The following is a 20,327-nucleotide window of genomic DNA, read 5'->3' as shown; positions in this document are numbered from 1 at the left end:
GCCTCAATTCGTTGAATAAACCAATTTTCTGAAATCTCCTCCACTGCCGGAACCGAGGAAAATTCCAACCTTACCAGCTTGAGCAGTACGGAGGCGCTTCACTTTTAAAGCCGGATTGACATTTCCATTTATCAGGGCAATAACTTCCTTCTCAGTAACCTGTATGGTCATACTAAACCAGTTATTGGGCTCCGGAGGAAATTGGATGGGGTTTTCAAATTCTGCATTCCGTTCGTCTCTGAGTCTCTTCCAGGTAAATTCCGGATGAGCGATGTATTGGATAGCATGAATTTTTCGAACCGAATCAGAAGCAAGGAAATTAAAGGGACGGCAATACACCGCTTCGTAGGTTGAATCATTTTGTCCGCTGAACGCCAGGCCAACAAAACTTTTCTGCAGCTCATCTTTCCCTCTTAACTCTAAGGTGAAAGAGCCAGTTGTACTATTTTCAATGGGCAACCAGATTATTCCTTCTCCAGTTGCTTCCGAAATTTTGATATAATCTGACAGTTCATCGGATTCAATACTTATCACCCGATTCACCGCAACCAATTTCCCTTTTTTATGCAATTGAGCGAATCGAAGCGTTTTTTGCGCGGATAGGGAACTTGCAACCAACAACATCGAGAGGAGTACAGCAGTTATTTTATTCATAGGCTTAAGTTAACCTCAAATTTATTTTATTGAAAAGCAGCAACAATTATCCTTTGGTAATTTCTAATTCAGCGATTTGTTTAATTTGACAAATAAAATTGGTTTGATGGCGGCTTTAGTATTTACCCTTGCGACCTTGCTCGTAGTTCTTTTTCAATTGTGTCTGGCTATCGGTCTTCCCTGGGGGGCAGCTTCTATGGGAGGTAAATTCCCAGGAAAATACCCATCCAAAATGAGATGGGTTGCCATTCTTAATGCTATTGTGTTATTGGTGCTGATTATGATAGTAGTAATCAGAGCTGGATTGGTCTTTCCTGAGTTGCTATTCTATTCCAGTATTGCCATTTGGGTAGTAGTTCTGTTTGCCCTCGTAGGAACTATTTTAAACTCAATCACCCCTAGCAAAATCGAAAGGATCTGGGCACCTGTTGCACTGATTCAACTAATTAGTAGTGCCATGGTTGCATTCAGTTAGTTTCAGGGTTCTTTAACCTATTTATTCAATGCCTCCAACTTCTTTTTTGCCTGGGTGTTGGTGGGGGAAAGCTTCAGGATCGTTTCATAACATTTCCGGGCTTTGTCTTTATACCCTTTTGCCAGGTAGGCATCGGCCAGGCTGTCCCACACGTTTAAGGATTTCGGATAATTTTTAGTATTGATCTCGAAAATAGTAACCGCTATATCCGGAAGCTGGCGGTCGTGCAGGGCTACATATCCAATGGTGTTTACAAAACGCTCGTCGGGTTTGGTATCGAGGAATAACTCTTTTTTCATAGTGGCTGAATAATTAGCCAATACACCGGGGTCTTTTGTCACCTCATTTAAATCAATTTCGAAGGGCCGAAAAATGGAACGAAGTCCATAATAAGTGGCAGGCACGGTTACCGTCAGGTGTTTTTCATCATCAAAATATTTGAGGTCAGCATACAATTCCGGCGATTTATTTTCCTTGAGTAGTTGGTAGAATTCCTGTCCCCATTCATAATGCCTTTTATCATCCTGGAGATTGTTGGCTAGTGCGATAAAGATTCTTGCCTTCAAGTCCTTCTTTTTTGCCAGGATTTCCTTCCCTCTTTTTCCTATATAGTTACGATCCCAAAACCAGGCAGGATCAATCAATAAATAATAGCTGAACAGGTCTGGATTTTCCAGGAGGCAATGCAAACCAAAGAGTCCGCCTGCAGAATGGCCAATAATCATAGATTGCGGTACCGTCCGATAGTTTTTATTAATCTCCGGCATTAATTCCTTTTCTATGAACTGCATGAAATTAGTTGCTTTGCCACTGGTTTTAAAAGCAGCTATATCATCCCGATCCAGGTAATTCGTGGAATTGGTGGGTGTGAAATCCCGGGTACGATCGATGTTTTCTATGGAAACAAGGATGAGTTCAGGGATTTGTAATTTGAGGTTCATGGCGGAGTGCATGGATTGAGCGATTCCGGCAACTTCCAGGAATTTTATTCTTTCCCCATCCAATACATAGGCAACTACATAGGATTTGCCTGAGTTTCTTTGGTAGGATTCTGGCAGGTACACAGAATAGGTACGATTTTCCTTCAAAATGGCGGAATGTATTGTATGACGTTGGCCTATAACAATTAAACTATCGGATGGCTGCGTAAACGCTTTAATGGAAAGTACGAGCGCAACTAAAATGAGCGCGATTGTTCTGATTTGCTTAATCATTGATTTTGAAAGTTTGAATCGGTTAAATTCCATTCAGCAGTAAATCCTGCTTTCTTCTTAAAGGAAAAATTATTAGTGGTATCTGAAAAGGAGCGGATATTAGTATGAGATAAATGAGGAATATAATTTTCAAAGAGTTTCCCCTTTAAGTTTTGCACAATGACCGGTTGGTTATTATTGCCTTTCACCATACTCATGTCAACTTTTATATGGGAAGTTGAAAAACTGATTTTATCTTCCGTTTTCTCATAGTTAATTGTAGTCCGTTTGCTATTCAGTACGGTATCAAAACTCGCGATTCGAACAATTTTGAGAATGGTTTCTACTGCCTCCTTTTGTTCCTTACTGGTTGTTTCAGCAAAATAGTATTCTCCCCATTGCCCTGCTGAACCACTGAGAATTACCTGAACACTATCCAGTTTAATGTTATTGTAGTATCCCTCGTGAATATCCAGTAAACTGTTCAGTTTGCAGAAGGAATTGGTCATCGGTAGTCCAAATGGACAGGGACAGGGCGCATTGCAACTGCAGCTTTCATGATAGGTGGCTTTGAGTGCCCATTTAGGTGCTGGCTTTTTTTGCTGAAATCCTGCCAGCAGTAATAGCATCGCTGTACAGAGTAATGTAGTCGTTTTCAAACAGGAAAAATTTAATCAGTTGATTTTAAAATTCGTTGTAATTGCCGGGGTGATTTAAAGCCACATGCTGCAGCGATATATTCAATCGTATAATCTGGATTATTTTTCAGTGTTTTAGCCTTTTCAATCCGTAGTTTGGTCAGGTAATCGCCAATGGTTATACCAGTGGCTTCTTTGAATATTCTGCTCAGGTTCCTCGGACTTGTATTCACCAGGTTGGCTAGTTTTTCCAGGGATAATTCGCTGGCCAGCTGTTCCACCAAATAATCCTGCACCTGGTGAACTTTTGGGTTGATATGGTTTCGGTAATCCAGGTAAATATTTTGCTGTGTGTGTTGATGACTTCTGCGATAGTAGACCACCAATCCGCGCGCCACTTTATTGACAAAAAGCGGATCGGTCAGTTCTTCCAGTATGGAGAGCGCAAGGTCTATGCCAGCGCTGATTCCGGCACTTGTATAGATTGAATCAGTTTTTACAAATAAAACATCATTTAATACCCTGGCTTTGGGGTATTGTTTCTGAAGTGCATCCACTCTTCGCCAGTGGGTGGTACATTCCCGGTTGTTTAGTAGTCCCGCTTCTCCCAGGAAAAATGCAGCATTGCAAATGGAACAGATATTGATACCCCTTTGCGCGGTATCCCGGAGCCAGTGGAAAAATGCTTTTTCCCAGCTGATAAGGACTTTCAGACTTTCAAATCGCACCCCTGGAATAATAATAAAATCCCCGGCCTGCAAAGCTGCTTTTGAATAAGGTTGCAATTTTCCGAAAGGAAGTCCTACTGAACTGGCAGTATCGGGTTGGATGGAATAAAATTCCAACTGTACTTCGAAACCATAAAAGCTGGCTTCTGAGAAGACCTGCATGGGTCCCGCCAGGTCCAGCAGTTCTACAGCAGGTGGTATGATGAAAGCGATTTTTTTCACGTAAAGTGAGGCAAAGATAATGAGGGCAAGTTTCCTGATGTGGACAATAAAACGTCTTAAAGGGACAAGCTTATTTTTACAATAATGGCTGGACCATTTGAAATTTGTAAATTATAACATGCTTCGCGGTAGTCTGCTTTTCCTAATTAGTTTATTCATTCAACTTCCTATAAGTGGACAGTATATCATTAGCCATTATACAACGTCCAATGGGTTGCCTTCAAATGGAATTAAAGGCTTGCAATGGGATGATACCACCGGTTTTTTATGGATTGGAACTGAAGCCGGTTTGCTTAGGTTCAATGGATTGACCTTTAAAGTATTGGATATTTCTACCCATCCAGATTTTGGCTCCAACCGGCTGTTGTTTGTTAAAAAAAATAACAAGGGACAAATACTGGTTGCCAGTGAATCCGGTAACCTGCTGAGTGTTGCGGAAAATGATATTTACACCCTAAGGAAAGATAGTGGATTTGCCAGAAATAATTACAACCGTTATGCTGCCATTGAGGTATCTGATACGCTCGCCCAACATTGTTATCAGAATCCCTGGCCCAAAAAGGGTTTTTCAATTTATTCAAATACTGCTGTTGCCATAAGCGATACGGCTTGTTTAACCTGGTCCGATGGAAATCTGTATTATTTTTCGCTAAGTCATCCTGCGATACAGTTGCTTCCTGTTTCCGGATTTGCAATTAATAGAGTTTTTAAGAGTGCCAATAACTTTTATTGTTTTACGAAAGCATCGCAGGTTTTTGCCTATGATGTCGAACAGCAAAAAATGACACGGCAGGAACTGATTGATGAACATGGGAAGCCGTTAACTTTAAAAAAGTACAGTAATTTTATCTGGGAAAATGGAATGGAATTTCCTTTGCTGTTGCAGGATGGTAATGCCTGGATACTCGAAAAGAAAGATCCGACTCATTTGCAGTTGAAGCAGGTTGCATCCGGCCTGCCAGCCGATACCTATTTCCGTTATGCATGGTATGAAAAAAGGAGCGGTTACCTGTTTTTAGGTTCCTATTCGAAGGGGTTATATATCAGCCAACCGGATCGACTGACTATTAAAAAACCATCCACCAGTTCCCCTTTTGAAAGTAGCGCAGTATATGGCCAGGTTGAGTTGCCCAATGGTAATGTTATAACTGACAGGGGTAAAGTCATTGGAGACCAACCAACGCGTGATTCCTTCAACCTGGGTAAGGGGTTTTCAAAGCGGATATTTTCCATCAATCCGACAGAACTGGTCTATGCCCGCAAGGATAGTATTCTGAATTATGATAAAAAGCATTATTCCGAAACATTGCTTTTCAAAACAACCTATACGGAGCACGATTTTGCTTATATCCAATCCGGTGGCAGGAACTATTTTCTGAGTCATACAGGTATCGGCACCGTAAAAGATGGAAAACTAGTTAATGAGAAACTGCTGGAAGAAGGAATACCCGGTCATCATACCTCGCGAAATATGATAGAGCTGGAGCCTGGAAAATTGCTGTTATCCACCTGCAATTATCTGCTTTTATATGAAACAGGTTCCAGAAAATTGGATACGATTTTATATACTGCTTCCAACTGTATCCGCGATTTGCACAAAGAGGGCAAATATATATTAATTAGCACCTATGGTGGCGGTTATTATGTATTAAAGGATGGGGTGATCTTTCCCATGCCAATGGATACCAGGAAGTACCTGAAATACACACACTGCTTTATAAAAGATGCTGCCGATTTTATCTGGATCAGCACCAATAATGGACTATTCAAGGCAGCGCTTTCGGATATCATAGAAGCATTTGAATTCATGAAAATTCAAAAAGGATCAATAGTACCTCCGGTTTATTATCATTATTTTGGCCCCAATGACGGACTGGAAGCTACGGAATTGAATGGTGGATGTTCTCCCTGTGCAATCCAGTTAAAAAATGGTCAGTTTTCATTTCCAACCATGGAAGGCTTGTTATGGTTTGATCCCTTGAGTATTCGTGAAATTTTGCCTGCCGGAGAAATTTATGTCGACAAATATCTCCTGGATGATAATGAAGTTCCCATTCCTCCTGAAAATATTCTTTACCTGCCTTCCAGGCCCGGCAAGCTGGACATTGTGCTGGGAGTGAACGCCTGGAGTAAAAGGGAAAACCTGTACATGGAATACAAACTGGACCAGGGAGACTGGCATCCGCTTTCTATTGTAGCAGGTGAATCCCGGTTGGAATTTATCAACCTGGATTATGGAAAACATAAACTGCAAATCCGAAAGTTAAATGGATATGGTATAAACAATTTTTCTTACAGAAACATCCTGCTCGATGTTCATTTACCCTTTTACCGGCAATGGTGGTTCCAGCTGCTGGGAGTTCTGGCTGTTTCAGGGATCATCACACTGTATGCCATGAATCAGTTACGATTGTCGCGGTTACGGGAAACCAAACTGGCAGCCCTGGTAGCTGCCAAAACAAAAGACCTGCAGGCAAAAAATGAGCAGCTGGAAAAGAATGACGAAATCAAAACAAGGTTGATTTCGGTAATCAATCACGATGTGATCACACCCCTTAAATTCATGAATTATGCAGGAAAGGCCCTGCTTGAAAGCAAACGTCCGATTTCATCGGAAGAACAACTAAAAACGATTGCTGAAATTACGCAGACCGCCAAAGAACTGGAGTTGTTATCTTCCCAGGTATTAAACTGGATCATTTACCAGCAACCGGGAATACAAATGCAGAAGGAGGAATTCGATTTACATAAGTTAGTGGAAGCTATTTTCAGGACCCTACAATTTTCTGCCAAACAGAAAAAACTGCAATTGCTGAATGAAGTGCCTGCTCCATTTATGTTGTATCAATACATGGAACTAATACAGGTAATCATTTATAATTTAGTTCTGAACAGTATTAACTTTACGAAGCAGGGATCGATTTCCGTAGGCAGCAGTAGGGAGAAAAAAAATATAGTAATAGAAGTAAAGGATACGGGAGTGGGAATGACAGAAGAGCAAATCAACAATATTCTATCAAATGAACGGACGATTGCAGCAGCCAATGCAAGCAACCGAAAAGGAACCGGACTAGGGTATGAAATAATCAAGGATTTGTTGAAAACTGTAAAAGGACGGTTGAATATTATTAGTAATAAAAATCGGGGGACTACCGTGCAATTGATACTACCTATAGTTACGATTGAAAATAATTCAGTGTGACAAAACCCAAATTATTAATAGCAGATGATCACGGAATGATCCGAAGGGGATTGTGCATGCTGATCCAGGGTGATATTGGTGAAATAGAATTAGCCGAGGCCGATTCCCTTTCCAGTGTGATGAGTAAACTGAGAAAAGAGCAGTTTACGCACCTGCTATTGGATGTATTGTTTGCGGATGGCAATGCGCTGGAAATTCTACCCAATATCAATCAATTGTATCCGGCGTTAAAAATCATGTTATTTTCTATGCAGCCCGTGACCCTTCACACCCGTGCACTGAAGTCGCTGAATATTTATGGGGTTCTCTCTAAAGCATCAGATAATGATACGGTGATCAGGGTGTTGACAGATTTTCTAAATAGTGCCTTTCCCAGTTTGGAAATGCCAGTTGTGGCAACAAATCCTTTTCAGGAACTAACCGTAAGGGAGTTGCAAATTCTTCATCATTTATTAAATGGGATGGGTACCAAACAAATTGCTGATACCCTCAACATCAAAATGAATTCGGTATCTACATTCAAGAAACGTATTTATGAAAAAACAGCTACCAATAGTTATAAGGCATTGGTAGATCTTTGTACCTTATATAAAATCAATTTTTAAGCCGGGATTAAAATCATTTGAGCGTGTTTTTATAGATGATTCCATCTTTCATAATCAGCAGAAATTTTTTATCCGGATCGGCGATGAGTTGAATGTTTTCCAATGGATTACCATCCACCAGGATCAAATCCGCGTAAGCGCCTTCTTCAATCACACCCAATTTTAACGGATATGGATTGCGTGGACCACTGAGTGCCAATAGTTCTGCATTATTGGAAGTAGCCATACGCAACACTTCGAAGGGAGTGTACCAGCGAACCATTTTTGCCAGTTGCGCACCCTGGCGGGCAGCAAGTTTGGGATCAAAGAGGCAATCGGTGCCGAAAGCTGTTTTGATTTTGTATTTTTTGGCCAGCGCATAGGCATTGTCGGTGCCCTGTACCATGGTCAGCTGTTTTTTGCGTGCATCTGACTCTTCCGGAAAAGGGATGGCATCTTCATCATCCAGAAATGGCTGGAGACTCCACCAGATGCCTTTTTCTGCCATCAATTTTGCAGTTGCTTCATCGGCTAGTTGTCCGTGTTCAATGCATTTTACCCCTGCCTGGATGGCAGCCTGCATGGCTGTAGGCGTATAGGCATGTACGGTAACATAGGTGTTCCAGGCAGTTGCTGCACTAACAGCTGCCTTAATTTCTGCCTCTGTATATTGATTTACATCCAGTGGATCATAATTAGAAGCAACACCACCACCTGCCATCACTTTAATTTGCGTAGCTCCCTGTCGCAGTAATTCCCGGGTACGCATCAATACCTGGTCGGCACCATCTGCAATAATGGTAAGCCCGGATCTTTCGAGATAAGATAATTGTCCGGATACCCGAGGCACATCTGTATAGCCACCAAAATCTCCGTGTCCTCCTGTTTGCGAAACAGTGGCTCCACTTGGATAAATACGCGGACCTTTTACCAGTCCTTCATCAATGGCGCGTTTCAGGCTGAAGGAAGGGCCGCCTACATCCCGTACAGAAGTAAAACCACGCATCAGTTGTTTTTCAGCTGAAGCGGCCGCAAACAAATTCAGATAGCCGATATCGCTGGTAAGTCCGACTTGTAAGGGAATTGCATCCATCAGCGTATGCGCATGTGCATCAATTAATCCCGGCATTAAAAATTTGCCCTTTCCATCAATGATGGTTGTATTGGCAGATTTGTTTACCGGTATCGGTTTGTCAGAAATGCGGGTGATTTGATTACCGGTTATCAATACATTTCCCTGGCTTATTTTATTGTCCCTGCCATTGAAGATTTGGACATTGGTAATCAGGATGGTTTTTTGTGCGAAGGTGCTGCCTGCAACGGCCATGCAAACAATCAATACCAGTAACAACTTAAATTTCATATTTACTTATTGTAAATGGTTTTGCCCTCCTTAATGGTAGCATTGATAGAAATATCAGTGATTGTTAGTGGGTCGATTTTCAAGGGGTTCTTATCCAAGATAACGAAATCTGCCAACTTTCCGGCGGTTATGGTTCCTTTTAAATTTTCTTCGAAGCCCTGGTAGGCAGCCCAGGCTGTAATGGACTTTAAAGCAATATAGGGAGATACGCGCTGATCAGGTCCAATGATATCACCCGAGCGACTCACGCGATTGACGGTAGCATGCAATACTCTAAGCGCATCCGGGAAAGCAACCGGTGCATCGTGGTGCTGGGTAAAAATCAGATCACGTCTACGGGTAGATGCAGTTGGTGATATTCGATAAGCCCGTTCTTTGCCCAGGGTTTCATCGCGATGCCAATCTCCCCAATAATAAGTATGCATGGAGAAAAAAGAGGGAATAATCCCTAGTATTTTCATTGAATCGAGTTGATCTTCCCGTACGGTTTGTGCATGAATCATCACAGTTCGGCGGTTTTCATTTCCGTGTTTATCAGCAGCTAATCGTACCGCATGGATATAGGCATCAGCTGCAGCATCACCATTGCAATGGGTAATGATTTGCCAATTGTTTTTAAAGGCTTCTTCCACGAGGTTATTGATCACAGCAGTATCGGGAATAGCCGGGTAACCCCTGTAATCTTTTTTCATGCCGGGCGGAGGAACTTTGTATGGTTTGGTCAAATAAGCCGTTTTGCCGGAAGGAGAACCATCCAGACTTAATTTCACTCCAGCTATTCTGAAATGATTTTTATAATCGGATTGCACGCCATTGGTTTTCATATATTCGAGTCCCATTTGAATATCGGGATAGGCATAGACATCCATTAGTAAAGTTCCGGCTTCACTCATGCGTTTGTAGGCATCACAAACTACACTGGTAGCACGACCTTCCTGGGCTGTCGTAAAACCATAGCGGGCATATGATTTTTGTCCGGCTAGTATCAGTGCCTCATTGCCTTTGTCGTCTACTTTTCTCAGAAGATCCATAGCAGGAGCAAATAAAGCCGTTTCTTCCAGCACACCACTGGGTTGCTGGCTGCCTTTGAGGCGTTGAATAACCCCGCCTTTGGGGTCCTGGCTTGCAGAAGTAATACCTGAAATTTCAAGTCCTTTTGTGTTGACAGCAGCCAGGTGTCCTGATTGGTGCAGAAATAGCACCGGGGTGTCTTTGGAAATTTTGTCGAGATCAGCAGCTGTAGGATGACGTTGTTCTTTGAGTTGGGCTTCATCGTAGCCGAAACCTAAAATCCAACCGGTTTTATTTATTACATCGGTGTTGGTTGCTTTCCATTGATTAGTGATTTCAATTAAGCTGGCAATATCATTTCCTTTGCCATCCGGGGCAGGCAGCAGGTTGGCGGCAATTGCCTGAATACCCGACATCCAAAGATGCCCATGCGCATCGATAAATCCGGGTAGCAGGGTTTGTCCTTTTAGGTCAATCAGTTCGGGGTTTTCGCCAGCGGTGTTGATGGCTTCTTCCTTTGGGCCTACGAAGAGTATTTTGCCATCGCGAATTAAAACAGCTTCGGCATATTGAGCACTATCGCCTTCCATGGTTAGAATATCTCCGCCAAAATAGATAGCATCGGAAGATGTACTGGATGTTTCTTTATTAACCGGTTCACTGCAACTTGCAAAGAGCAGCAGGGGAAAAAGGAAGATGCTTAGTTTCATGATTGCTGATAGTTAATGTGATGTATTACGAGACAAAATTTTGCTGACAGTTAGGGCGAGTCCCCAGCTGTTGTAGTTGTTCCATTTGTTATCCCAGACACAGGCTGCTCCTAATTCCCAATTTTTAGGAAGATGGTATCCATATTCAATACCAAGTCGTGTTAACCAAAGACTTGAATGTCCGTGGGCTGTTTCTGTGCCAACACCTGCAAGAAATGAAAAATGCTTTCCTGGTTTGTAGAGTACAACTGGCACAATCGCCCAGGGATAATTTCTTTCGATTTCCTTATTTTTTGAATTGTTAATGACAAAGGATTCGAGAATGATATCGTTTTGTAAACCGATGGCCCATTTGTTGTTGATCCAGTAATCATAATTGAGCGACCAGGAAGCCAGTGCCAGCCATTTGGTATTGTTGTCAATTTTTCCCTGTGATACATGGGTATGGCCCAATCCTAGGGAGATACGATGTTGCTGAGCACAGACATGGATGCCTGATAATAAAAATATAATAAAAAAAAGCCCTCTCATAATCCAGGATTTGGCTGTCGCTTGTAAATTGACTTACCCTCTTTAATCGTTTCCTGAATAAGAATATCCTTAAGCGTCATGGGATCAACGGTAAGCGGATTTTTATCCAGTATCACCATGTCCGCCAGTTTTCCCGGTTTCAAAGATCCTTTCGTATTTTCTTCAAAAAACTGTGTTGCTCCCCAAATCGTAATTGATTGTAACGCTTCATAGGGAGTCAGTCTTTCCTCTGGTCCCATCACTGTTCCTGAACGGCTGACCCGGTTAACCGTGGTCCAAAGTATCATCATCAGGTTGGGAAAAGCGACAGGGGCATCAGTATGACTGGTAACCAGTATGCCTTTCTTTAAGGCTGATTTTATCGGACTTATTTGTTGCGCATTATCCGGACCGATTATTTCTTTGTACCAATCACCCCAATAAAATGTATGCATCGGAAATAAGGAAGCTGTAATGCCGTATTTTTTCAGACTGTCCAATTGGTCCATCCGGATTAACTGGCCATGTATTAAAATATTGCGTCTGTCTGAATTGCCATACCTCGATGCCGAATTCCCTATTGCCCTGAAAAACTGATCGGCTGCAGCATCTCCATTACAATGCGCTTTAACCTGCCAGTTGTTGGCAAATGCAGTATCCATGATTTTTTGCAACTCTTCATCCGTTGGAATGGCAGGATACCCTTTGTAGCCTTTTTTCTGGCCATCAGGCGGAAGCAGATAGGGTGTGGTTCTCCAGGCGGTTCTTCCTTGCGGAGATCCATCCAGAGTAATTTTCAATCCTGCAATTCGATAATGGTTATTATAGTTTTTGCTATACCATTCTGAACGCATGTATTGGGGGTAGGTGTAATCGATCCATGAATTTACATCGATGTAAAATTTGCCTCGCTTCGCATAATCAGCCATGGATTCATGATTTCCCATTGCCCGCCCTTCATTGGCGGTTGTATATCCATAGCTGGCAGCCATTTTTTGTCCGGCTTCCAGATAGAGGTCATTTAGTTCAGTTGTTGTTGGTGTAATTATTTTAAGCATGTAAGGAATACTGGCAAGTTCTTCCAACACGCCATTTGGTTCCATACCGCCTTTAGCTCTTCTGATTACACCGCCAACCGGATTCTTTGAAGCAGCAGTAATTTTTAACACCTCCAGTCCCTTTGTATTTACGCTGCTGAAATGACCTGAAATATGAACAATCATAACTGGCACTTCGGTTGAAACCTTATCCAGATCTTCTTTTGTAGGAAACCTTTTTTCTTTTAGTACAGCATCATCGAACCCCATGCCTACTATCCATCCTTGGGTTTTATCTGTACCGTTTTTCTGGTGCCAGGATTTTAATTCCGAAATGATATCATCAATGGAATTGCAATTGCCATCCGGACTGGCCAGCAGATTGGCAGTAATCGCCTGCGAACCAAATGCAAAAAAATGACTATGCCCATCAATAAAGCCAGGAACCAGTGTTTGGCCTTTCAAGTCAATTTTCGATGGATTGGAAAATTTGTCTTCGGCTTCTTTTAAAGAACCTATATATGCGATTTTTCCATCCTGTTCAACAAGCGCTTCAACATATTCAGGTTCATTTCCCTCCATGGTGCTTATGTTGCCTCCATAATAAAGAGTAGCACCACTTTCACTGACAGGTTCAGTTGATGGTTGATTGTTATTGCATGCTATATAAATGAGAGCAGCAAGTGCAATTAAAATATGAGTTAGTATCTTTTTCATGCCATGGTGTTTTGTAGTATTTATTTGGGGAAAATGAGTGAGATGCCTGCCCGTATACCAAAATCAGGTTTGTTATCGGGACTAAGATGTATTCGGGGACCAATACCGAAGCTCACGGTCTGGCTGCCGAATTTGGTAACAGCACTGGCGGTGGGAACAAACAAAAGGACATTGATATCGTTCTCCCAATCGCGGGTGTATTCAAAATTGGCAGTGATGCCGGCACCGCTTTTCCAGTTATAGGTCAGGAAAGGGTTGAGAAAAGTTGCATTGACAGCAGATCTGTTCTTGTCTCCGGCAATAGAAACAAGATGGTTGACAAGTCCGCCATAGGTCCATCCATTCTTTTGGGAAAGCGCCACCAAAGTTGGACCGACCGCCCATTTTTTTGCACCCAGAAATTGATTGGTAGCTATCGGTACCACAAAAACAGGCCCGGCGCCCCAGGTGAGTTTGCTGTTTTTGGGGCTCAGGAATCCACTGATCACGGCGTCACCAATTCCGGTTTGCTGGGTAGAGGGGCCAGTATAATTGTGTTGGGTAGTTACCGGGACAATCCAGCGGGTGATAAGATTCAGGTTTTTAGAAACGGAGAAGGGAATAACCGGTTGCACATTAATCACCATCCGCGAACCATTGTTAATGCCCGCCCCAAAATCGGTATTGGTTTGAATGGGAAGGGAAATCAGGTTGGCAACAGGGTTAGCTAATTTCTTGGCCAATTCTTCTGCCTCGGAGCCTGAATGATCCTGGGCATATGCGGCAGAGGTAAGCAATAGTATAACCGGCAGGGTAAGCAATGATTTCATTAGAAAACAACTGGTAGTTATCAATAGATAAATAAAGTTAATATGTATTGGTATAGCAATTGGAGGATAAAGCAGTTGGTAGAATAAGTTCTACAGAAGAAAGCCTGGTACATTCAATCAGAGAAATTTTATTATAAAAAACGTAACTGATTATTATAAGAACCTTTCAAGATTGGGATTGTATTATGGAGAGTTGCAGTATGAAAAATCAATACCCTTTCTACTTATGCTTCCGCAATCCTTAATTCTACCCTAATTTCGTAGCCATGAAATACGCAAATCAGATTGGAGCCATTTTAGCAGCCGTAGTAATTGCCAGTTGTTTTATTACCTGGATCAAGATACCGGATACTGCTATTACCATTTCGGGATTTGCGACGGAGGGGACACGTTATGGGAAACCCGGACTCGTAAATGTGGTGATGAGCTCCATCGCAATTTTGCTTTTCCTGATTCCGAGGATCTGGGCAAAGAGAGCCAACCTGTTTTTTTCCGGCTTTAACCTGGCCTGGGCGTTTAGGAACTTTATATTGCTGAGCACTTGTCATGCAGGTGATTGTCCCGATCGGCAACCTGCGTTTTTCATTTACATTATTGCCGCCTTGCTGCAACTGGTGATGTCCTTCCTTCCCAACCAGGCCATCACCAAAAAATAAAAGCCCCGAAGGGCTTTTAGTAGGGGGCTTCTTATAATTGTTTCAGACAGCTGCCTATAATCTCAATGGCCTCCAGCAACTGCTCCTTTGTAATGATTAACGGAGGCGCAAAACGGATCTTATCTCCATGCGTAGGCTTGGCCAGCAAACCAGCATCCTTCAACAACAGACAAAGCTGCCAGGCGGCAGCCGGATTGGAATGTTTGATCACAATCGCATTCAACAATCCCTTTCCGCGAATGGTACCGATATAGGGTGAATCCAGTTTGGCTAGTTCCATTCTCAGTAATACACCCATCTCTTCAGCACGTTCCGCCAGCTTTTCTTCTTCCAGCACCTGCAGGGCAGCCATCGCCACTTTACAGGCCAGAGGGTTACCACCATAGGTAGAGCCATGCTCACCCGGATGAATATTGTTCATGATGAAATCATCCGCCAAAACCGCACTTACCGGTAGTACACCTCCACTCAAGGCTTTTCCTAATATCAGAATATCGGGACGTACGTTTTCATGATCACAGGCCAGCATCTTTCCGGTGCGGGCTAATCCGGTTTGAATTTCATCCGCAATAAACAGGACATTGTATTTCGTACAGAGTTCGCGCACGCTGCTCAGGTAGCCTTCATCCGGTACTACTACACCTGCTTCTCCCTGGATGGGTTCTACCATAAAGGCAGCTACATCGGGGTGTTGCAAAGCTTTCTCCAGTGCCGGTAGGTCGTTATAAGGAACCAGGTCAAATCCCGGCATGAAGGGACCAAACTGGTGATAACTGCTGGGGTCAGTAGAGGAGGAGATGGCTGCCAGGGTTCTGCCCCAGAAATTATTTTCCGCAAATATGATCCGGGCCTTGTTTTCAGCTACACCCTTTTTTACATAGGCCCATCTGCGTGCCAGTTTGATAGCCGTTTCACCACCTTCCACCCCGGTATTCATAGGCAATACTTTATCGTAGCCAAAGAGTCGGGTAATATATTGTTCGTATTCCCCAAGCAGGTTGTTATGAAAAGCCCGGGAAGTGAGGGTGAGATCCTGCGCCTGCTCAATCAGGGCCTGAATGATTTTGGGATGGCAATGTCCCTGGTTAACAGCACTATAGCCACTGAGAAAGTCATAATAACGATTACCATCCACATCCCAGAGAAATACTCCCGAGCCTTTGGACAATACAACCGGTAGGGGATGATAATTATGTGCTCCATACTTGGATTCCAAATCGAGATAATACTGCGTCTTTTCAGACAGCGCAGTTACAGCAACTGACATGAGTCTTGTATTAGAAGAGTTAAGTAAGAAAATTAAAAAGGAGAGGGCATACTAAGCCCATATAGTATTGATCAATTCCTTCAATGATTGAGGAAATCCAGGTTGAAAGCCAGAAAAGCTGGTATGTGTTTTTGTGCTTGCATTAACTGCGGCAAGTTAGCCAATTATTTTGATTCCAAAAGGGTGTACTGCGAGGGAAACTGCTGTTTCCAGTCGGCCGGAGCAGCATCAAAAATTCCATAGACAGTAGAGCCGGTGCCGGTCATGGCAGCATATACCGCTCCCATGGCATAGAACTTCTCCCGGATAGCTGCAATTTCCGGGTGCTGCTGGAATACCACCGGTTCAAAATCATTCAGCAGGTAATTCTTCCATTGCTCCAGTGGCAGGATTGACAGATCTGGAAAAGGTGGAGTTGGTTTTGTAAGATCCAGTTGTCCAAATGCCCAGCCGGTTGCTATATGAATTCCGGGGTTGGCGAGCAGAATGGTTTTGTCTTTCAATTGGGGCAGCTCAATAGGCACTAATTCTTCACCACGACCAGTTGCCTTCGCGGGTTTGTTCAATAAGAAAAAAGGGCAATCGCTACCGAGTTCAAGAGCAAAGGCTTTCAGTTGCTCATCCGGACAATCCAGCTTAAATAATTGGTTGATTAATCTGAGGGTGAAGGCGCCATCTGAAGAACCACCACCGAGTCCGGCTCCCATGGGAATGATCTTGTGCAGGTAGAGGGAAATGGGAGGCAGGTTGTATTCCTGTTGCATGCGTTTCCAGGCGCGGATGCAAAGATTGGTATCAGGATTTCCATCAATCGGCAGACCGCTGGATTGAAAGCTGAATTCATCTGCCCATATGGCTTCCAGCATATCTGAGAGCTGGATGGGATAAAAAACAGTACGAAGGTTGTGATAGCCATCTGCACGTTTACCGGTAACCTGTAAACCAAGATTGATCTTTGCATTCGGGAAGACTATCAAAACAGGTGTTTTGGTATTTATTTTTTCCGGCTGTTGATTTCATCGCGGATAGCGATGGCGCGGATATAATCTTCCTGCTCCAGCACTTCATTCAGGAGGGTATGTAACTCTTCAATGCTGAGCGTTTTCAGATCCTCGTGCGCAGATTCTTCTCTATCCGGAGCAGCTACCTGCTTTTTCTTTTTCCCGGAAGTGTCTTCCATCAGGATTCCTGCATTCTCGAGGATATTTTCATAGGTGTAAATAGGACATCCGAACCGAACCGCCAGTGCCAGGGCATCTGAAGTGCGGGAGTCGATTTCAACGGTATCGTGTTCACCTACGCAGATGAGTTTGGAATAAAAGATGCCTTCCTGTAAATCGCTGATGATGATTTCAGTGAGTTCCACATTAAAGGCACTCATAAAGTTTTTCATCAGGTCATGGGTAAGCGGACGGCTCGGCTGCATTTTTTCCAAAGCCACGGCAATCGCCTGGGCTTCGAAACCGCCAATAACTATAGGCAATCTGCGCAATCCGTTAACTTCTCCCAGCACTACTGCATAGGAATGCGTTTGGGTAATGCTGTGGGACAGGGCAACTATTTCCAGTTCTATCTTCCTCATATGAAGGCACGAAACTACGTGTTTTTAATAAAAAATTGAGAGGGATTTACCCTCTCAATTATCAACCTTCCTTAAACATTCAGGCAATCTTATTTTCCCTTGAGTTTTTTAACGGAATCAATGATTTTGGGCATTACTTCAAAGGCATCTCCCACGATTCCATAATCAGCTGCTTTGAAGAAAGGTGCTTCGGGATCCTTGTTGATCACTACAATCACCTTGCTTCGGTTAACCCCGGCCAGGTGCTGGATGGCTCCTGAAATACCTACCGCGAAATACAGATTGGGTGCAACTGCGCCGCCTGTTTGTCCCACGTGCTCATGGTGCGGGCGCCAGTGTGAATCAGCCACCGGTCTGCTACAGGCAGTTGCTGCTCCCAACAGATCGGCAAGTTCTTCAATCATACCCCAGTTTTCGGGGCCTTTCAAACCACGACCGCCACTCACTACGAGTTCTGCTTCACTTAGTGGGATCTGACCTTTAATTTTATTGGTGCCGGTTACTTTGATTTTAGCTGCCGGTACAGTTAAGTTGATGTCTGCCACTTCTGCACTGCCATCGCCATTCGTAACTGAGAAGGCATTGGGGGTAAGGGCAATTATTTTGATGGGAGAACTAACTGCAATCTGGGCAAAGGCCTTTCCACTGAATACTGCTTTCTTCACAACAAAACCATTGCTGGTATCGGGCAGTGCTACTGCGCCAGCTACCAGTCCGGCTTTGAGCCTGGCTGATAAGCGTGGACCGAGTGCTTTACCAGTTACATTATTAGATACCACCACAACTGTTGCTCCGAGGTTGGTAACAGCTTCCGCCACCATAGCAGCCTGCTGACCGGGATCAAACTGGTTGAGGGAATCGTTTTTCACCTGGTGAACTTTCTGAAGTCCCTGTTTGCCGAGGGCAGGCAGGTCTGCGTTCAGGGTGCCTAATACCAGTCCGTGTGCAGCAACACCCAGCTGGCTGGCGAGTTGAGCGCCATAGCTGGCAGCTTCCAGGGATGATTTTTTTATTTCTCCATCTGTATGATCGATGTATACAAGTACTGACATAGAATCGTTTTTAAAAGTGGGTGCAAAAAATTAGATAACCTTGGCCTCTTCGTGAAGCAATCTTACCAGTTCTTCCGGGTTGTCGGCAGGAACCAGTTTCACTCCGGCTTTTGCTGGAGGAAGTTCAAATCCGGCGATGGAAGTCAGGGCTTCAACAGCAACCGGCTCTCCTACTTTCAGGGGTTTGGTTCTGGCACCCATAATACCCTTCATATTCGGAATGCGCTGTTCAGCCATGCCTTTTTGTGCACTCACCACCAGGGGCAGGGAGGCTTCCACAGTTTCTTCGCCGCCTTCAATTTCGCGGGTGAGGCTGGCATTGCTGCCATTCAGTTCAAGTTTGGTAGCCAGGGAAACATAGGGCCAGTCAAGCAATTCGGCAACCATCCCTCCAATCGAAGAACCATTGTAATCGATGGTTTCCTTACCTGTGAATACCAGGTCGTATCCTCCATCTTTTGCAACCTGTGCAATCTGGCTGGCGATGGTAAAGCTATCCTGGCTTTCCAGGTTAACGCGAATGGCTTCATCACCACCCAGAGCAAGTGCTTTACGGATAATGGCATCATTTTCTGAACCACCAACATTTACCAGGTGTAAAACAGTGGTGGGATCTTTTTCCTTTAATTCGATAGCGCGCACCAGGGCATACCATTCATCATAGGGGTTGATGATCCACTGCACACCCTCTGTGGCGAATTTCGTGTTATTGTCAGTGAAGGCTATTTTTGCCGTAGTGTCCGGCGTCTTACTAATACAAACTAGAATTTTCATACAGCGCTCGTTTCGTAAAGATTAAAAGTTGTTTATGCAACTACTTAACACAAATATACGTTTGTTAGTTTTGCAGCAAAGTTTTTACAGATAAAAAATTTATAAATTCTATATGGATCGCATTCAGCAATTGAAAGCCTACCTGGCTGCCAGTCCGACTGATTCTTTTTTGCAGCATGCATTGGGATTGGAGTACATTAAGCTGGGGGAGGAAGAACAGGCAAGGGTGGTATTCCAGGAATTGCTGGCCGCCAACCCGGGCTATGTGGGAACCTATTATCATCTAGGCAAGTTGCTGGAAAGAACAGGCAATACGGAGGAGGCCATCCGGGTTTACCAGGAAGGCATGGAGCAGGCAACAATAGCCGGTGATCAGCATGCATTGGGAGAATTGAGGGCAGCATTGGAGGATCTTATTTATTAAAGGCCACCTGGTTATTGGAAACCCGGGGGTGATAAAACCAGGACAGGATTCCTGCCAGCAGCATCAGGCGGAAGATAAAATAACTCCAGAAATTGATATGCCAGGCATCTTCGGCGCCACCGGATTGTGCAAACACGATGTAACAGCCTTCGATAATGAGGTACACAAAATTGTAAAACAGAAAACCTCCGATGAACAGGAATTTGCTCAGGTAATGGGCGTTTTCATGGTAGAAGGAACGTTTGTAAAGGAGGGACATGGAATAGGTGGCGGCTAGTAAAAACCAGGTAGCGGGAGCAACCAGGTTCCAGTAGAATGTTTTTTGGGGGCCCAGGAAAAAGATGGTAACCAGCCAGGCAAGTAAAACCGGCATCACGGAAATAACCAGGAAGCGACGGTACTGATTTTCCGGCCAGATATGATATAGCACGCCGAGTCCGGTTAGGGTATCAACATGAATGCTTAGGTTTGAGACCAGTTCATACTGGATGGAGAACAAACCAAAGATCCATCCCATGCCGAAGAGTGAAACACTGTAAAGGATATTCAGTGCGAGGAATAAAAAAATGGGAGTCGTCCATGCTTTTTTCAGGAAGATAAAAAACAGGGAGATGATCAAAGTTGCAAAAGTCAGCTGATCAATCAGCTGCATTAAGAAGCCCTGGTTCGGCATAGCTTCGGATACGGTTAATGGTTATAGAATCAGGTACTAAACTAAG

The 20,327-nt window shown here is 43.7% G+C and carries 20 protein-coding genes; 5 read left to right on the top strand and 15 right to left on the bottom strand.

The window, feature by feature from the left end; genetic code table 11:
* Positions 1–3: 3 nt before the first annotated feature.
* Complete coding sequence (locus L0U88_RS01310) at positions 4–654, bottom strand: hypothetical protein (protein ID WP_234863771.1); 651 nt, start codon at positions 652–654, stop codon at positions 4–6.
* A gap of 106 nt (positions 655–760) precedes the next feature.
* On the opposite strand from L0U88_RS01310, the gene L0U88_RS01305 reads away from it, so the two are divergent.
* Entirely contained in the window at positions 761–1,129 is a 369-nt protein-coding gene (locus tag L0U88_RS01305) for a hypothetical protein (RefSeq protein WP_234863769.1), read from the top strand.
* A gap of 17 nt (positions 1,130–1,146) precedes the next feature.
* Here L0U88_RS01305 and L0U88_RS01300 read toward each other — a convergent pair whose 3' ends face one another.
* The 3 genes from L0U88_RS01300 to L0U88_RS21015 are packed head-to-tail and all read right to left on the bottom strand — an operon-like array spanning position 1,147 to position 3,910.
* Positions 1,147–2,343 carry an alpha/beta hydrolase-fold protein gene (locus L0U88_RS01300; RefSeq protein WP_234863767.1) on the bottom strand — a complete coding sequence of 399 codons (1,197 nt, stop codon included), beginning with the start codon at positions 2,341–2,343 and terminating at the stop codon, positions 1,147–1,149.
* A complete protein-coding gene (locus tag L0U88_RS01295) occupies positions 2,340–2,981 on the bottom strand; it encodes a DUF1326 domain-containing protein (protein WP_234863766.1) in 642 nt (213 codons plus the stop codon). The genes L0U88_RS01300 and L0U88_RS01295 overlap by 4 nt, the downstream gene beginning before the upstream one ends.
* 11 nt (positions 2,982–2,992) lie before the next feature.
* Positions 2,993–3,910, bottom strand: a complete 918-nt coding sequence (locus tag L0U88_RS21015; protein WP_234863764.1) for a GlxA family transcriptional regulator — start codon at positions 3,908–3,910, stop codon at positions 2,993–2,995.
* Between the two features lie 118 nt (positions 3,911–4,028).
* Here L0U88_RS21015 and L0U88_RS01285 point away from each other — a divergent pair, with 118 nt between their 5' ends.
* Both L0U88_RS01285 and L0U88_RS21010 read left to right on the top strand, forming a co-directional pair.
* A complete protein-coding gene (locus L0U88_RS01285) occupies positions 4,029–7,112 on the top strand; it encodes a sensor histidine kinase (protein WP_234863762.1) in 3,084 nt (1,027 codons plus the stop codon).
* Positions 7,109–7,717, top strand: coding sequence for a response regulator transcription factor (locus L0U88_RS21010; protein WP_234863760.1), 609 nt, complete (start codon positions 7,109–7,111; stop codon positions 7,715–7,717). The genes L0U88_RS01285 and L0U88_RS21010 overlap by 4 nt, the downstream gene beginning before the upstream one ends.
* 13 nt (positions 7,718–7,730) lie before the next feature.
* Here the strand turns inward: L0U88_RS21010 and L0U88_RS01275 are convergent, their stop codons facing one another.
* From L0U88_RS01275 to L0U88_RS01255, 5 genes are read right to left on the bottom strand one after another with little or no spacing between them, the layout of a single operon-like run.
* Complete coding sequence (locus tag L0U88_RS01275; RefSeq protein ID WP_234863758.1) at positions 7,731–9,059, bottom strand: metal-dependent hydrolase family protein; 1,329 nt, start codon at positions 9,057–9,059, stop codon at positions 7,731–7,733.
* A 2-nt stretch (positions 9,060–9,061) separates the two neighbouring features.
* Entirely contained in the window at positions 9,062–10,780 is a 1,719-nt protein-coding gene (locus L0U88_RS01270; RefSeq protein WP_234863756.1) for an amidohydrolase, read from the bottom strand.
* A gap of 12 nt (positions 10,781–10,792) precedes the next feature.
* Positions 10,793–11,311 (bottom strand): hypothetical protein, encoded by a 519-nt coding sequence (locus tag L0U88_RS01265; protein ID WP_234863754.1) that lies wholly within the window; start codon positions 11,309–11,311, stop codon positions 10,793–10,795.
* Positions 11,308–13,044, bottom strand: coding sequence for an amidohydrolase (locus L0U88_RS01260; RefSeq protein ID WP_234863752.1), 1,737 nt, complete (start codon positions 13,042–13,044; stop codon positions 11,308–11,310). The genes L0U88_RS01265 and L0U88_RS01260 overlap by 4 nt, the downstream gene beginning before the upstream one ends.
* 20 nt (positions 13,045–13,064) lie before the next feature.
* Complete coding sequence (locus tag L0U88_RS01255; protein WP_234863751.1) at positions 13,065–13,853, bottom strand: hypothetical protein; 789 nt, start codon at positions 13,851–13,853, stop codon at positions 13,065–13,067.
* 266 nt (positions 13,854–14,119) lie between these two features.
* Here L0U88_RS01255 and L0U88_RS01250 point away from each other — a divergent pair, with 266 nt between their 5' ends.
* Positions 14,120–14,509, top strand: a complete 390-nt coding sequence (locus tag L0U88_RS01250) for a hypothetical protein (protein WP_234863750.1) — start codon at positions 14,120–14,122, stop codon at positions 14,507–14,509.
* Between the two features lie 31 nt (positions 14,510–14,540).
* On the opposite strand, the gene rocD is transcribed toward L0U88_RS01250, so the two are convergent.
* The 5 genes from rocD to L0U88_RS01225 all read right to left on the bottom strand — a co-directional run bounded on the left by rocD (position 14,541) and on the right by L0U88_RS01225 (position 19,184).
* Positions 14,541–15,776 carry an ornithine--oxo-acid transaminase gene (rocD, locus tag L0U88_RS01245; protein WP_234863749.1) on the bottom strand — a complete coding sequence of 412 codons (1,236 nt, stop codon included), beginning with the start codon at positions 15,774–15,776 and terminating at the stop codon, positions 14,541–14,543.
* 164 nt (positions 15,777–15,940) lie between these two features.
* Positions 15,941–16,753, bottom strand: coding sequence for a 4-(cytidine 5'-diphospho)-2-C-methyl-D-erythritol kinase (ispE, locus tag L0U88_RS01240; RefSeq protein WP_234863748.1), 813 nt, complete (start codon positions 16,751–16,753; stop codon positions 15,941–15,943).
* A gap of 17 nt (positions 16,754–16,770) precedes the next feature.
* On the bottom strand, positions 16,771–17,358 hold the full coding sequence (locus L0U88_RS01235; RefSeq protein WP_234863747.1) for a bifunctional nuclease family protein: 588 nt from the start codon (positions 17,356–17,358) through the stop codon (positions 16,771–16,773).
* 89 nt (positions 17,359–17,447) lie between these two features.
* The gene (locus L0U88_RS01230; protein ID WP_234863746.1) at positions 17,448–18,410 is read right to left on the bottom strand and encodes an electron transfer flavoprotein subunit alpha/FixB family protein; all 963 of its coding nucleotides are present in this window, start codon (positions 18,408–18,410) and stop codon (positions 17,448–17,450) included.
* 30 nt (positions 18,411–18,440) lie between these two features.
* Positions 18,441–19,184, bottom strand: coding sequence for an electron transfer flavoprotein subunit beta/FixA family protein (locus L0U88_RS01225; RefSeq protein WP_234863744.1), 744 nt, complete (start codon positions 19,182–19,184; stop codon positions 18,441–18,443).
* 112 nt (positions 19,185–19,296) lie between these two features.
* Between L0U88_RS01225 and L0U88_RS01220 the strand changes: the two genes are divergently transcribed.
* Positions 19,297–19,608: a tetratricopeptide repeat protein gene (locus tag L0U88_RS01220; protein WP_234863742.1), complete on the top strand. Its 312-nt coding sequence runs from the start codon at positions 19,297–19,299 to the stop codon at positions 19,606–19,608.
* On the opposite strand, the gene L0U88_RS01215 is transcribed toward L0U88_RS01220, so the two are convergent.
* Positions 19,598–20,281, bottom strand: a complete 684-nt coding sequence (locus tag L0U88_RS01215) for a hypothetical protein (protein ID WP_234863741.1) — start codon at positions 20,279–20,281, stop codon at positions 19,598–19,600. The two genes, L0U88_RS01220 and L0U88_RS01215, sit on opposite strands and share 11 nt — an antisense overlap.
* Between the last annotated feature and the right edge of the window lie 46 nt (positions 20,282–20,327).

This window comes from Flavihumibacter fluminis (genome assembly GCF_021491375.1).
In the GTDB taxonomy this organism is placed as follows: domain Bacteria; phylum Bacteroidota; class Bacteroidia; order Chitinophagales; family Chitinophagaceae; genus Flavihumibacter; species Flavihumibacter fluminis.
Note: the sequence above shows the minus strand (reverse complement) of the source record. Positions and strands in the feature narration are given on the sequence as shown.

What these genes read in the sequence shown, in the direction of transcription:
- L0U88_RS01310 (WP_234863771.1), bottom strand. Translation starts at nt 654, where the DNA reads ATGAATAAAATAACTGCTGTACTCCTCTCGATGTTGTTGGTTGCAAGT.
- L0U88_RS01215 (WP_234863741.1), bottom strand. Translation starts at nt 20,281, where the DNA reads ATGCCGAACCAGGGCTTCTTAATGCAGCTGATTGATCAGCTGACTTTT.
- L0U88_RS01225 (WP_234863744.1), bottom strand. Translation starts at nt 19,184, where the DNA reads ATGAAAATTCTAGTTTGTATTAGTAAGACGCCGGACACTACGGCAAAA.
- L0U88_RS01260 (WP_234863752.1), bottom strand. Translation starts at nt 13,044, where the DNA reads ATGAAAAAGATACTAACTCATATTTTAATTGCACTTGCTGCTCTCATT.
- rocD (WP_234863749.1), bottom strand. Translation starts at nt 15,776, where the DNA reads ATGTCAGTTGCTGTAACTGCGCTGTCTGAAAAGACGCAGTATTATCTC.
- L0U88_RS01250 (WP_234863750.1), top strand. Translation starts at nt 14,120, where the DNA reads ATGAAATACGCAAATCAGATTGGAGCCATTTTAGCAGCCGTAGTAATT.
- L0U88_RS01230 (WP_234863746.1), bottom strand. Translation starts at nt 18,410, where the DNA reads ATGTCAGTACTTGTATACATCGATCATACAGATGGAGAAATAAAAAAA.
- L0U88_RS01275 (WP_234863758.1), bottom strand. Translation starts at nt 9,059, where the DNA reads ATGAAATTTAAGTTGTTACTGGTATTGATTGTTTGCATGGCCGTTGCA.
- L0U88_RS01235 (WP_234863747.1), bottom strand. Translation starts at nt 17,358, where the DNA reads ATGAGGAAGATAGAACTGGAAATAGTTGCCCTGTCCCACAGCATTACC.
- L0U88_RS01265 (WP_234863754.1), bottom strand. Translation starts at nt 11,311, where the DNA reads ATGAGAGGGCTTTTTTTTATTATATTTTTATTATCAGGCATCCATGTC.
- L0U88_RS01305 (WP_234863769.1), top strand. Translation starts at nt 761, where the DNA reads ATGGCGGCTTTAGTATTTACCCTTGCGACCTTGCTCGTAGTTCTTTTT.
- L0U88_RS01255 (WP_234863751.1), bottom strand. Translation starts at nt 13,853, where the DNA reads ATGAAATCATTGCTTACCCTGCCGGTTATACTATTGCTTACCTCTGCC.
- L0U88_RS01285 (WP_234863762.1), top strand. Translation starts at nt 4,029, where the DNA reads ATGCTTCGCGGTAGTCTGCTTTTCCTAATTAGTTTATTCATTCAACTT.
- L0U88_RS01270 (WP_234863756.1), bottom strand. Translation starts at nt 10,780, where the DNA reads ATGAAACTAAGCATCTTCCTTTTTCCCCTGCTGCTCTTTGCAAGTTGC.
- L0U88_RS01220 (WP_234863742.1), top strand. Translation starts at nt 19,297, where the DNA reads ATGGATCGCATTCAGCAATTGAAAGCCTACCTGGCTGCCAGTCCGACT.
- L0U88_RS01300 (WP_234863767.1), bottom strand. Translation starts at nt 2,343, where the DNA reads ATGATTAAGCAAATCAGAACAATCGCGCTCATTTTAGTTGCGCTCGTA.